Below are 13,668 nucleotides of genomic sequence, written 5' to 3'. Positions count from 1 at the left end.
TTAACTCCGGCGCCAGCGATGGAACTTCTCCACCCATGCTAACAGCTTCTGCGGCGCATTGGCGCGTTTCCACTCGCCCGCTACATACTTATTAGCTTCCGCCAGTGTCGGGTAACTGTGAATGGTACCCAGTATTTTATTCAGCCCAATGCCGTGTTTCATAGCCAATACGTATTCCGCTAAAAGCTCACCTGCCTGAGGCCCAACAATGTTTACACCTAATATTTCATCTTTGCCCGGTTTGGTTAGTACCTTCACTCGACCATAAGCACTGTCATCAGCAATGGCGCGATCGAGCTCACCAATATCGTACTCCGTCACTTCATACTCTTTATTCGCTTTTTTAGCCTGCTGTTCGGTTAACCCAACGTTAGCAACTTGCGGCGACGTATAAGTCACCCAGGGAATAACGGAATAGTCAGCTCGGAAGGTTTTGAACGGGTCAAACAACGCATTAACTGACGCATACCAGGCTTGGTGCGACGCAACATGAGTAAACTGATAAGGGTCGGCGACATCGCCACAGGCATAGATATTCGGGAAATTCGTTTGCAACAATTGGTTGGTGCTCACTGTTTTATTGGTTTGTACGCCGAGTTCTTCAAGCCCGAAACCGGAAATGTTGGGTCGGCGGCCGAGAGCTATAAGCACTTTGTCGAAGGCTATCGCCACCTCTTTATCGTTATGTTCAGCAATAAGAACAGATTCATTCCCTTTCTTCTCAAAACGAATGGCCTTGTGGTTTAACTTGATATCAATGCCTTCATGAACCAGACGTTGCATTAATAACTCAGCCGTGTCTTCATCTTCCGGTCCCATTAAGCGATCAGTCATTTCCACCTGCGTTACCTGGCTGCCTAGCCGTTGAAAAGCTTGGGAAAGCTCACAACCAATAGGGCCTCCGCCCAATACCAGCAAGCGTTTAGGCAGCTCTTCTAAGTCCCACAAGGTATCCGACGTTAAATAGCTGACTTTATCCAAGCCCTCAAAGTTAGGGACTAACGGCTTGGCCCCAGTAGCAATAATAATGCTGCGAGTGGTTATGCGCTTGGTTTCACCGTCAGCCGTTACTTCAACCTCCCACGGCGAAAGGATTTTTGCAGTGCCTTGTTCGACACTCACCCCAAGCTTGGTATAGCGCTCGACTGAGTCATGCGGTTCTATGTCGTTAATAACTGACTGCACCTGATGCATCACCTGCTTAAAGTCGACACTCACCTCACCCACACTGACCCCCGCATTGCCTGCATTGCGGGCGTTATGCGCCAGCTCTGCAACGTGCAATAACGCTTTAGATGGCACACACCCTGTATTTAAACAGTCGCCCCCCATTTTATGCTTTTCAATAAGGGTCACTTTGGCTTTTACCGCCGCCGCTATGTAAGCACTGACTAACCCAGCCGAGCCCGCACCAATAATCACCAAGTTATTGTCGAATGACTTCGGCTTTTTGTAGCCTTTAAACGCTTTACGACGCTTAAGCAAACTGAGAATAAATTTAGCAAGAATAGGCATTATGCCTAGGAGCACAAAAGCACCAATTAAGTCAGCCGATACCACATCGCCTAAACTGTTGATTTGCGCTAACTGCGTACCGGCATTGATGTAGACTGCCGCGCCTAGCAACATTCCCACCTGACTGACCCAGTAGTAAGTCCAGGCTTTTATCGGGGTAAGTCCCATAACCAGGTTAATGACAAAAAACGGGAAAATAGGCACTAGTCGTAGACTCAGAAGATAAAACGCCCCGTCGCGCTCAATACCGCGGTTTATGGCGTCAAGGCGCTCACCAAACTTATCCTGCACCCAGTCCCGGAGAATAAAGCGAGCACTTAAAAACGACAGAAAAGCACCGAGCGAAGCGGCAAAGCTAGCCAACAACAGGCCCCAGCCAAAACCGAAAATAGCTCCTGCCCCCAAAGTTAAAACGGTCGCCCCCGGCAGAGAAAGCGCCGTAGAAATAACGTAAATGGCGAAGTAAATGGCAAATACTTTGAACGGGTGCTCTGCAAAAAGGTGATTCAGTTGTTGCTGTTTTTCTTTAAGCACATCAAGCGATAAATACTGGGTTAAATCGAACGCAAATGCGCTGATAAACAGCGCAACAATAACCAACAGCAACAACAGCTTTTTCAATGACATAAAAGTTAATCCAATCGCTTACGTGCACTCACGTACACTTGGTTTTTATCCCGTTTGCCAACAGCTACCACCGTAACCACAAGCTCGGAATCTCTTACTTGGTAAACCAGTCTGTACCCTAGTTTGCGTAACTTAATTTTGTAACAGTTATCCATCCCCTTCAGACGAGAGGATAATATGTGTGGCGACTCAAGCCTCTGTTTTAACTTAACTTTAAGTTGTGCCTGAACATCCTTGTTCAACTTCTTCCATTCTTTATAAGCTGAACGTTTAAACGTCAGCTTATAAGTCATCGATATTCACCTCGACTTCATCCTCGTTTTGACGTTTTTTAACCAACTCAGTCAAATATCTGTCATCCAACTCTTCCATTAGAGCCTCATAGGTTGCTGCCGGAATACAGTAAAACGCTGGCTGATTCCTATTTAACACTGCCACCGGCTCGCCATGAGACTCTTCAACCACCGCCATAGGGTTCTTTTTCAATTCGCTAATACTGGTTGAATTACGTGCGTAAATGGGTCTGACCGCTCTCATAAGACCTCCTAAAAGACCATTAACAGGTCTTATTATAGGTCTTCACGTTAATTTTTCCAGTTTTAAAATGTATAATTAACACTCAAACGTGCATGTGCCGGTTGTGATGGAAAGGCCAGCGTTGAGCCAAAATAACCACCTTCAAATACTGGTGACCAGTTGTCTTGATCAGTCGCATTAAATACATCCAGGCGGAGGTTCAGTTGCTCATTAAAACGGTAGCGAGTATTCAGGTTTAATGTGTGCTGATCGCGAATAAAAACGGTCTGAAGATAATCCAATGGATAATGTTTGGTATAGCTTAAATCGCCGCCAACCGACCACTTATCCGTAATATTCCAGCCCGCAACAACCGACACCTGAACTTCTGGTACTCCCTGCAATTGCTGATTCGACGCCGGGAATAACGTAAAGTTTGGCGAGCCTACTCCTGTACCTTCAATAATATCGGGACGCGAATTGTCAAACGCATCCGCCACCTGCCGGGTTCCCTGCGACGCGGCGGAGTCATCCCAACGAGCATCAATATAACTGGCTGCCAAAGTCACCCAGTAGCCAGCTTCGCTCGCGTAATGCAGCTGAGTTTCGACACCCTCCGTTCGAATACCGCTATTCGAACCATCGCGATTACGCAAGCTTCGTTTTTGGTCGAAAAGCACCGCATCCGCATACCAGCGGGCTCCGTCAGGTGCGTACTTAACGCCAACTTCGTAAAGCGTGTTTTCAGTCGCGAAGTTCTGTGCATCAATTTCACCGGCAGCGTTTAATACCGTACCGCCGGCCATGGAATTCGAGGTTGAGTCACTTTCATAAGCCGTTGCGTATAGCGTTAGCTCCGGTGTCCAATCGTATTGCGTGGACAAACTTATGGCGCTTAACCAGTCATTGTAGGTATCGCTTTTAGCTTTTACACCTTGCGGGGCTATAGGGTCCTCAGCCTTAACATCATAATAGTCAGCTCTTACACCGCCGGTTACACGCCACTTGTCGGTAATACGTAGCTCATGCTGAGCGAACATGCCCCACTGATAGCTGGTTGAGTCGGTGGTATCGGATAGGTTGAAATCCCCCGCGCCGTCACCGTCTAAATCGTACTGCGCACCCGGCGAGACAAACAAACCGGGCCGCAACTCTATCAGTCGCGCTTGTTGGCTTTGGTTTAACGGAATTCGGCGATTATCTAAAGGACCCGTTAAGTCGATAGGGTTGTCTGCTTCGGTGGTAAATTGACTGTATCCCAGCACGTCGTTTATACGAAGGTTAACACCAACCACCGTCTTCTTATTGATGTGCAGTTCTGTACGATTCTCGAAGGTGTGCGCGTCATCGATAATTTCTACAAAACTGTTCTGGTTGATTCCGTCACGCGTTAGATATTGATAATAAGTGCGGTTTACCAGGACCAGTTCATCATTTAGCCAATGCTGAAATTTCGCATGCAGAAGCGCTGTTTCTGCGGTGTTGGTATCAAGCGGATCGGTTAAGGTTGTACTACGGTCTATGCGTACTTCACTGGTTGGGCTAATCACCGCACCAGCCCCCGGAACGCGTGAGCCATTCGGTTGCACGCCCTGTCCGGTAATGTATAAGTTATTATCAATCAAATTTTGAGTCGGGCGGTTAATACCAGCGTTGTCTGTCCATTCGACATCGTAATATTCCAAAGAAACATCCAGCTGTGTGTCGTCGTTTGGCGCAAACTTGTAAGCTAACAAAACATCGTCACTGCGATGATGGTGGTAATCGTAGAAACTGTCTTCGTCGACGTATTCGGCGCTAATTCTTAAACCCTGCTCGTTTTCTTTTAATATCCAATTATGGTCAACCTGAAAACGATACTGACTCCACTGGCCTAGCTGCGCTTTTACCTGGGTGTCCATGTCATTCAGGCGCACTGTTTTCGGCTGTAAATTGACGAAACCACCAACACGCTGCGAAGTCCCCAACATAACCGGCGGAGCGCCTTTAACAACCGCCATGCCCTCTATGGCATTAAATGACATAGGAATACCCAAGCCGTTATTACCTGCCTGACGGCGCATACCCGCTTCATACAGCTCACCTAGCTGACCGCGCAACGTTGGCAATGACGGATTCCCAAACCCCGCCGCCGCAAAGCTGTTAGGCGCAAAACGCGCAATGTCATGTAAGTCATTAATCGCAGCTTCTTCCATTAAAGACTCATTAATGACGGTAGCCGCACGCGGAATTTCCTGCAGACTTTCTGCCAGACCGAAAAGGCCTTCTGTCGAGTCCTCAGAAGGCAGCACAACCGCTGAGGAATCGCGGCCAATCACCTCTATGATTTCGATTGGCTTTTCCTGTGCTGAAGCCTGAAAGACAACTAGCGGGAATGCGGCAAACCACCAGGTTTTCATCGGTTTTGTCCTTGTTTTTTATTATTAGCTAGATACTTCATGTTCACTACTACGAAGTTTACTACTTTTTCGTTTAACTAATATCGGTATTTGTTGACCCAAACCGTGGTTAGTGACGTAATAGCAGGCAACATTATTAAGAGGGTTACGTTATGAAAGCGTTACACGGTTTGTTTATTCTTCTTGGTTTTCTGTCAGTTATATTACTAGCAGTGTCCGGACCTTTGTATAAAAATGGTATCGCTGATTTAGGTACCGCATTCTTAATACTGCGCTGGGCGTTTTATATTGGTGCTGCGACGTTCGTACTGAATATTATTTGGTATTTTATTCGTCGTCCCCAGGGGTTAGTCGCAGGTCTGAGTGGTTTAGCCATTGTTGCCGGGGTCATTTCTGTTTACATGCCGTTTAGCCAATATTTGAAGGCTCAAAGCGTACCCCCTATTCACGATATTACTACCGACACACAAAACCCACCGGAGTTTGTCGCCATTGCCCCACTTCGCACTGATGCCCCTAACCCAGTTGAGTACGCCGGCGAAGAGACGGCAAAACAACAGCTGAAAGCTTACCCTGAACTGACCACTTACGAAGCACTGGTGTCACCTGCACAATTGTTCGAAGCCGCCCTGGAAGCTTCTAAAAGCATGGGTTGGGAGATGGTTGAAAGTTCCAAGACAGACGGTCGCATAGAAGCTACCGCAACAACCACTTGGTTTGGCTTTAAAGACGACGTCGTGATACGGATACGACCTAATGCAGACGGCAGTGAGTTAGATATTCGCAGCAAATCTCGCGTCGGTCGTAGCGACGTCGGTAAAAACGCCGAACGTATTCGAGAGTTTATGAGTGAGCTGGAAGCTCAATTGAAGTAGCGCCTTGTGAGTTAAGGCGCTTTTCTAATAACCGGCTTGCCGTGGTCTTCGCTTAATTGATGAACCACGTGAGCCGGAATAAATACCTGAGCCACACTAGCAACATCTTTGGTGTTGATGTCGACCAAGCGAGCGTTTGCCATAATACCATCACGATGATGCGACAAAGTCCCCACCATCACGTGCGTTATTGGCATGATCTCGTCAAGTTCCATATAGTCACGCGTTAATGCAAAATCACCGTTCGATGTAACGCGAATAAAGTCCGTTGTTTTGAAGTCCAATACACTCAGCTCGCGGCGGTGCAGCTCTTGCACTAATTGCTCAGACAGCACCTGGCTGAGAGCGGAGCTTTGATTGTACTGACCCGTTACACCGACAAGGTTGGTAATACCCACTTTAACACCACTGAGTCGAATACTGGCGTTATCAACTAGTTGCTCCGCAAGTTGAGCACTGTATTGTGCGCTGTAGGGCTGCGAATAAGTTTCGGGTGGCTGCTCTTTTGCTACCTGCTGCTTCGCTGGCAAGACGGTACAGGCCGAAACTAAACTTAACGCAGCTGCCGATATAAATACTTTACTTAATACATTCATAATGACTGTCCTATTCCTGCGTTCTTAATGGCGTTGTAGTCGGCCATCGACTATTTCAGTTTGCTTATTGGGCCAATACAAGTGTTTCGGCACGTAGCGATTTGCCGCTGCCAGCACTTCTTGGCTGCGGCGGTCAATAATACGCAAGTTCACAATGGCACCATCGCCTTTACGCGAGAGAGTCCCTACTAGCACCCAGTCAAGCTTTGGTTGCGCTTCTAGTTCATCGACATTACGCGTCATATTAGTAGAGCCTTCAGCTGTCAGTGTCACATAGTCCTTCGCTCGAAACTCGACTAAGTCCAGATTACGCTCCTTCATATGTGCGTAGAGGCTTTCACTAAGCTGATGGCTGAGCTTGTGCATGGAGTCGCCTTGCTCTGGAAGCTCTAACGTTTCAGCTAGCACCCAGCGCGTAACACCAATATTTGAATAACCGTAATGCTGGTTAACTCGCTGTAGTTGACTCGCAAGCTGTGCAGCTAAATCATCGCCAATTTTTTCATGAGGGTTACTAACGTGAGCTAATGCTGAGCTACTGAGCAGCAAAGCTATTATTACAAAAAGAGTCGAGCGAAGAGCCATAAACGCACCTGTATTTAAAACGCTGATGCTTTTGTATCGGCAGGTGTTGGGGAAGGTTTAGGGGAAATAAAAAGCCCTCCACAGAGGAGGGCTTTGAATCGCTTATTTAAATGAACTTAAGTTCCAGGGTAAGCCCATTTAATTAAAAGCGGTGAGTAAGCTCTAATGAATAGCTTGCTCCGCGCGATGCTCCCGGATATGCGAACACGTTATAGAACGGCCACGAAGTTTCCGTTTCATCATATGGAGGACGCTTATCAGTGATGTTTACACCAGAAAACGTGATTTGAGTATCATCTGTTATCTGATATTGCGCTGATAAGTTAAAGCGAACCCATGGATGAAGGCGAGCAACATTTTCGTATTGTTCGCTATCTGGATCTGAGAACTCAGCCGGCTGAATATTGCGTGGTACAGAGCCAGTTCTCAACGCTGTTAAATAGACTGAAAAGTCTTGATAATTATATCCAACAACCGCTGTTAGGTTCGTTCTTGGATCTCCAAAACTAGCCAAGTTACGGTAGTCGATATAATCGTCTTCAGGGACAGACTGATACTTATACTCTAAAGTGTTTGTGTACTCCAAACGACCTGTGAAGTCACCGAATTCAGTAGAAGTACGGTAATTCAACGTAGCATCGATACCAGAAATTTTCTGTTTAGATGCGTTTGTTGGAGTGATGTTTACAGAGTTGATTTCTCCAGCATTTGGTTCGCCAGGACCTGCACGGTTAATTTTACTGTAAACATTTTGGCAGAATGCACTGTCAGAATCTCGACCGTCTAGACCAAAGTTACAATCATACTCGTCAGCAATCAGTCCAGTGATACTCTCGTCAGTTACGATGTTTTCAAGTTCAATTTCATAGTAATCAAGAGAGAAGTTCAAACCATCAATGACTTCGTAAACCAAACCTAAACCGATATTGGTTCCTTCTTCTTCCTCAAGAGAGGTTGAGCCCGCTCTTAAGCCATTAATATTAGTAGTGTCACAATTAGCAGGGCTTGGAATGAAGTCATCTGCGTTGCCACCGCCAGCAACGAAGTCATTGCGGCAAGTTGTGTAATCTCGCACGTTAGTAAAGAACCCACTAGAATCTGCAAATACATAGTGCATATCAGGCGCTCGGAAACTCTTACCATACGTAGCTCGAACGAGTAGTTCTTCAAATGGTCGGTATTCTAAACCAGCCATTGGAGAAATTCGCCCACCGACATCAGTCGTGTCATCATCGTAGCGGTCATAGCGAGCAGCCAAGGTACCAGTAAGAGTCTCGGCTAAAGGAATAGAAGTTTCTAAACCAAGAGCCCAGCGATCTCGATCGCCACCACCTTCAGTACCGGTCAAGCCATACCAGCTGACATCAGATGTACTTAATGTGCGCTCATCTTGCAGTAAGTCATAACCTTGCTTGTTATATTCAGCAACGGCTGCGAACTGTACCATTCCTGCCGGCATTTCAAATAAATCGCCAGAAATAGAACTGAACAAAGTTCTAGAGTATGAGTCAGCATTAATAACTTGAGTACCTAGCAAGTCATTTGCTATCTCATCAGTGATTGGATCATATAAACCAATCGAGCCTAAACCAGACGGTAAGCCAAATGCAAAAGATTCAGTGCCTAAAAAGTATTCGTTCACTTTCTCATTTTTTAACCAAGAACGTTTACTCGTAAAGTCTGCAGTGCTGTGACTATATGATACCTCCCACTCATAAAGATTTGGAAGCGTTCCGCGAGCACCAGCAGTAACGTTCATATTCTTTTCATCAAAGCGAGATGACTTAGGGCCTAACTCGTCAAACGAGAACAAACGTTGGTAAAGTTGATAATCTAAACTAGGTGCCCCTAAAGAAGCCAGGTTACCAGTATTGTCTGCGTTAGGGGTCACTACATAATCTGATACAAAATGTCTAAACCCTCTGTTTTCAGCTTCTTGGTCTGCAATTAGTGCGTCCACAAATAGCTCTACATCTCGATTCAGTTCATATGCCCCGCTTACGAAGCCAGATATTTTTGTTCGACCATTTTGGATAGAATAGTCACCGGTAGTATCTGTTCCACAATAGTACCCAGAACCAGGTCTGAACGTCCGCTCATAACCACTTCCTGAAGCTTCACAGGTTCCTTCACCTGGATCTATATACGCAGCAGAGAAAGCATCAAGTTTTAAAATACCTCTAGCCAAGACTGCATCTTCACCTTCGGGACCATCATCGTAAGAATCTAGCCACTCTCTGTCTGTCGCGTAAATAGGATCAATTTTTTGATACTCAAGCCCGTAAGTAAAAGAGTAATTTTTCTCAGTCACACCAGAAGTTATCTGAACTCGATACTCGTCACCACCACCATCTTTGGTCGTACCACCAAGAACAGAGACAGTTGTATCATCTACATCATTTTTCAAAATGATATTAATAACACCTGCAACGGCATCAGAGCCATAAATTGCAGATGCCCCATTGGTCAGTACCTCAATACGCTCAATTGCCGCAACAGGAATTGATGACAAATTAACGAAGTTACTCTGACCATTATAAGGGGTTGGGTTTTCCGACAAACGGCGACCATTTAAAAGAATCAACGCTTGCCCAGGTGCTAAGCCGCGTAAGCTGATAGTTTGAGCATTAGGTGTAAAGCCACCTTGCGAACCAAACTCATCGCCTTGAATAGTACCGGTGTTTTGACTTAAGTTTTTCAAAGCATCGAATGCTGTAGTAAAGCCCCGATTTTTAATATCTTCAGCACCAATAACCACGACTGGTGCTGCACCCTCAACATCAGTTCGTTTAATACGCGAACCAGTCACTGCTATACGTTCAACTTCTTCCTCTGCAGCTTCTTGCTCTTGCTGCTCTTCTTGCTGTTGTTCTTCCTGCTGGAAGGCATACGCGTGATTACTCACTACCGCTGCTGACGTCAGCATCGCAAGCATCATCGCTTTATAAACTTTTGACTTTTCCATGAAAGCTCCCTGAACAAAGTTATTATTTTTATCCCTTCTGAATTAACGGGTTGATTTTCAAACAACCATAGTTGTATAACCGCTCAAAAGGACTAAAAAATTTAACATGTAACATTTATTTTAACAATATTTATGATTAAAATGGCTGGTAAATCCTTACTCAAATAAAAATACTCTTTTAAATCAAACAATTAAATAATTTTACTCTTAACATAATAATAAAGTAGGTTAATAATGATAAAGCCAATGAAAATTTGTATAGCGTTTGTCGCGTTATCCTTATTGAGTCCGCTCACTTTTGCAGACCAAAGTCAGGTCCCTTTGTCTGCATTCGCAGCTAACCCCAGTTTCAGTCAAATGAAAATTTCACCTAATGGAGACTTTTATGCAGCCACGTTCCCGGTTGAAGACCAAGTCCGTTTGGCTGTTTTAAAGTCAGATACCTTTGAGTTAGTTCATCAATACTACTTCGGAGAGGAAGATAAGATAGCTCAGTTTTGGTGGGCTAATAATGACCGTTTGCTTATGCGTACGACTCAGAAGTCCGGGCAATATGCGCAGTCCTTTCTAGACCCTAGACTTTACGCTGCAGATATCGGTGGCAAAGTAGAGATGATCTTCAAAGAATATGCAAACCTATCCATTGCAAGCATGCTTCGGGAAGACAAAGAGCATATATTAATTCGTTCTAATCATGAGAAGAAGCAGTTTCAGAACATATATAAACTGAATGTTTACACTGGCCGTATGCAAACTATTGCCCAAAGCCCTTTTAAATATTCGAATATTATTCTGGATAACGACGATGAGCCAAGAGTTGCTTTAGAGCAAGACGAAGATACCGGTGAAACTCGTGTTTGGCTTAAAGAAGATGATGACTGGACAATGATAGATAGCTTTCCGCCTTTCAAAGGGAAGTCTTACAAAGGAAGTATTAGACCAATAAGCATTGCAGAGGATAATAAAACCCTTTACTTATTATCAGATGAGGAAACATCGACACTGTCTTTGTATGAATATGATTTAACGACAAAGAAAAAAACTTTAGTTTATGAAAATCCAACTGTCGATATTTCACCAGTTTACGAAAAAATGCCAGGCTGGAGTGCAAAGCGTCTCGTAGCTGTCACCTATGATGATGGCAAGCGCCGTAGAGAGTATATCGATGCAGACGGAAAAGCGGCTATAGAATTCCAACGACTCTCAAGCGCTTTTAACGGTGAATATCCATCTGTAACTAGTCAAACTAAAGATGCTGATATAGTAGTAATTAAAGCTTCATCAGACAAAAACCCTGGTACATTCTACGAGTTCAACAGAAAGACAAATGAATTAAAGTTTTTGGCTAAAGTCCGCCCTGAAATTGATCCCAGTAAAATGGCCAACGTTAAACCAATTGAGTTCGAAGCTCGGGATGGTCTTAAAATCCATGGGTACCTTACTATCCCCCCGGGTAAAGAAGCCAAAGACTTACCATTGGTTGTTTACGTGCACGGAGGACCGCACGGCCCGAGAGATTACTGGACGTTTGACCCATACGCACAGGCAATAGCAAGCCGAGGCTATGCCTTACTTCAAATTAACTACAGAGGTTCTGGGGGCTACGGCAAAGAATTTGAGCAAATGGGATTCGGTAAATGGGGTCAGGAAATGCAGAATGACCTAACAGATGGAACAAAATGGGCCATTGAACATGGCATTGCGGACGCTGATCGAATTTGCATATTCGGTGGTAGTTACGGCGGTTACGCGTCACTTATGGGGGTAGTAAAAGAGCCTGACCTTTACCAATGCGCTGTCGGCTATGTTGGAGTTTACGACCTGCTACTTATGAAAGACACCGGCAATGTTGCGGAAAGACTTGATTGGGGGCTCGATTACCTAAACGAAGCTTTAGGCGAAAGCGAGGAAAAATTGAAAGCGATATCACCTCACTACCACGTGGATAAGATAAAAGCCGACGTATTTATTGTTCACGGTGGACGCGATGAGCAAGCTCACTACGATAATGCACTTAATATTCGCGAGCAGTTTAAAAAACATAACAAACCACTTAAGTGGATGTGGAAAGAGACGGAAGGACACGGTTTCGCAGCCCCAGAAAACCGTCTGGATTTAATGGAAGCTATGATTGAGTTTTTTGATAAAAATCTTAAGTGAAATAGCGGAGCCCAAGCCAAGGTATGTGGCTTGGGCCTTTGCGTATTTCGGTCTATCCGGAAAGCGATTCCGGCATCACTCGGACAAGCGGAGACTGTAAAAATATCTGTGTAAATGGCATTCTTATCAACTCCTTAGAAGGATATCAGAATGCCAATATCAGACAAACTCATCGATCAGCTGCTTGATGGCTGTGATTCTCCAGAAGACATTTTAGGCGAAGCAGGCCTGCTCAAACAGCTAACCAAGAAAGTGGCTGAGCGGGCGTTAGAAGCCGAAATGGAAGCCCACTTAGGCTATGGCCCTAACGAGGTTGCCGGCAACAACAGCGGTAACTCCCGCAACGGCAAAACGAAGAAAAACGTTCGCAGCACCAACGGTGATGTTGAGCTCGATATTCCCCGCGATCGCAACGGCAGCTTTGACCCGAAATTAGTGCGCAAAGGCGAACGTCAGCTAAACGGCTTTGATGAGCGCATTGTCGCGCTGTATGCAGCGCGGCATGACCACTCGTGACATTCAGGCATACCTTGAGGAGGCCTACGGTGTTGGGGTGTCACCCACCTTCATCTCGCAGGTGACCAACGCCGTGATGAACGAGGTCAAAGCGTGGCAGCATCGGCCGCTGGCAAAGCTATACCCGGTTGTTTACCTCGATTGCCTGGTGGTTCGTAGCCGTGACTCTGGCGTCGTGCAGAACAAATCGGTGTATTTGGCGCTGGGCATTAACACTGACGGCGAGAAAGAGCTTCTAGGTCTGTGGATGGCTCAAACGGAAGGCGCTAAATTCTGGCTGTCGGTGATGAACGAGCTTAAGAACCGTGGTGTTGAGGACATCTTCATCGCCTGCTGCGATGGTCTCAAAGGCTTCCCGGAAGCCATTGAGGCGGTTTACCCAAAGACTCAGGTGCAGTTGTGCATTGTGCATCAAATTCGCCACTCGCTGCGTTACGTGAACTGGAAGCAGCGCAAGACCATCGCGGCCGACTTAAAGCTGATTTACGGTGCGGCCACTCGCGCTGAAGCCGAGCAAGCGCTGGAAGACTTCGCTGCGAAGTGGGACGCCGAGCATCCCACCATCAGCCGCTCATGGCGGGCAAACTGGGAGCGTTTAAGCGTGTTCTTCGAATACCCGGTCGAGATACGCAAAGCTATCTACACCACCAATGCCATTGAGTCGTTGAACGCCTCACTGCGTAAAATCACCAAGACCCGCCGGTCGTTCCCGAACGATGAAGCGGTCATGAAGGTGCTGTACTTAGCCTTGCACCAGGCATCGAAAAAGTGGACGATGCCCATACGCAACTGGAAACCGGCCATGGCACAATTCGAAATCATGTACCAGGATCGGATTTAATAGTGCAAACAGCCATTTACACAAAATATTTTACAGTCTCAGATTTATGGCTTGGGCCTTTGACCTTTTTCGA

At 45.9% G+C, this 13,668-nt stretch carries 9 protein-coding genes and 1 pseudogene; 3 read left to right on the top strand and 7 right to left on the bottom strand.

Annotated features, from left to right (window positions below; translation table 11 throughout):
• The 4 genes from lpdA to B3850_RS07150 all read right to left on the bottom strand — a co-directional run bounded on the left by lpdA (position 1) and on the right by B3850_RS07150 (position 5,057).
• On the bottom strand, positions 1-2,142 hold the full coding sequence (gene lpdA / locus B3850_RS07165; protein WP_286875341.1) for a dihydrolipoyl dehydrogenase: 2,142 nt from the start codon (positions 2,140-2,142) through the stop codon (positions 1-3).
• A gap of 5 nt (positions 2,143-2,147) precedes the next feature.
• A complete protein-coding gene (locus B3850_RS07160; RefSeq protein WP_286875339.1) occupies positions 2,148-2,435 on the bottom strand; it encodes a type II toxin-antitoxin system RelE family toxin in 288 nt (95 codons plus the stop codon).
• Positions 2,425-2,679, bottom strand: a complete 255-nt coding sequence (locus B3850_RS07155) for a type II toxin-antitoxin system Phd/YefM family antitoxin (RefSeq protein WP_286911579.1) — start codon at positions 2,677-2,679, stop codon at positions 2,425-2,427. Before B3850_RS07155 ends, B3850_RS07160 begins: the two co-directional genes overlap by 11 nt.
• A 62-nt stretch (positions 2,680-2,741) precedes the next feature.
• On the bottom strand, positions 2,742-5,057 hold the full coding sequence (locus B3850_RS07150; protein WP_286875335.1) for a TonB-dependent receptor: 2,316 nt from the start codon (positions 5,055-5,057) through the stop codon (positions 2,742-2,744).
• 152 nt (positions 5,058-5,209) lie between these two features.
• Here B3850_RS07150 and B3850_RS07145 point away from each other — a divergent pair, with 152 nt between their 5' ends.
• On the top strand, positions 5,210-5,932 hold the full coding sequence (locus B3850_RS07145) for a DUF1499 domain-containing protein (protein ID WP_286875333.1): 723 nt from the start codon (positions 5,210-5,212) through the stop codon (positions 5,930-5,932).
• Positions 5,933-5,943: 11 nt separating this feature from the next.
• Here B3850_RS07145 and B3850_RS07140 read toward each other — a convergent pair whose 3' ends face one another.
• From B3850_RS07140 to B3850_RS07130, 3 genes are all read right to left on the bottom strand, one after another.
• The gene (locus B3850_RS07140) at positions 5,944-6,528 is read right to left on the bottom strand and encodes a FlgO family outer membrane protein (RefSeq protein ID WP_286875330.1); all 585 of its coding nucleotides are present in this window, start codon (positions 6,526-6,528) and stop codon (positions 5,944-5,946) included.
• Positions 6,529-6,552: 24 nt separating this feature from the next.
• Positions 6,553-7,113: a FlgO family outer membrane protein gene (locus B3850_RS07135; protein WP_286875328.1), complete on the bottom strand. Its 561-nt coding sequence runs from the start codon at positions 7,111-7,113 to the stop codon at positions 6,553-6,555.
• A 142-nt stretch (positions 7,114-7,255) separates the two neighbouring features.
• Positions 7,256-10,078 (bottom strand): TonB-dependent receptor domain-containing protein, encoded by a 2,823-nt coding sequence (locus B3850_RS07130; protein WP_286911578.1) that lies wholly within the window; start codon positions 10,076-10,078, stop codon positions 7,256-7,258.
• Between the two features lie 234 nt (positions 10,079-10,312).
• Here B3850_RS07130 and B3850_RS07125 point away from each other — a divergent pair, with 234 nt between their 5' ends.
• Together B3850_RS07125 and B3850_RS07120 are read left to right on the top strand one after the other, a co-directional pair.
• Positions 10,313-12,238 (top strand): S9 family peptidase, encoded by a 1,926-nt coding sequence (locus tag B3850_RS07125; protein WP_286911577.1) that lies wholly within the window; start codon positions 10,313-10,315, stop codon positions 12,236-12,238.
• A 150-nt stretch (positions 12,239-12,388) separates the two neighbouring features.
• Positions 12,389-13,595, top strand: a pseudogene (locus tag B3850_RS07120) (IS256 family transposase).
• Positions 13,596-13,668 lie beyond the last annotated feature (73 nt).

It is taken from the genome of Idiomarina sp. UBA4520, from assembly GCF_002388365.1.
Taxonomy (GTDB): Bacteria; Pseudomonadota; Gammaproteobacteria; order Enterobacterales; family Alteromonadaceae; genus Idiomarina; species Idiomarina zobellii.
This window is presented reverse-complemented; position numbering and strand designations above follow the sequence as displayed.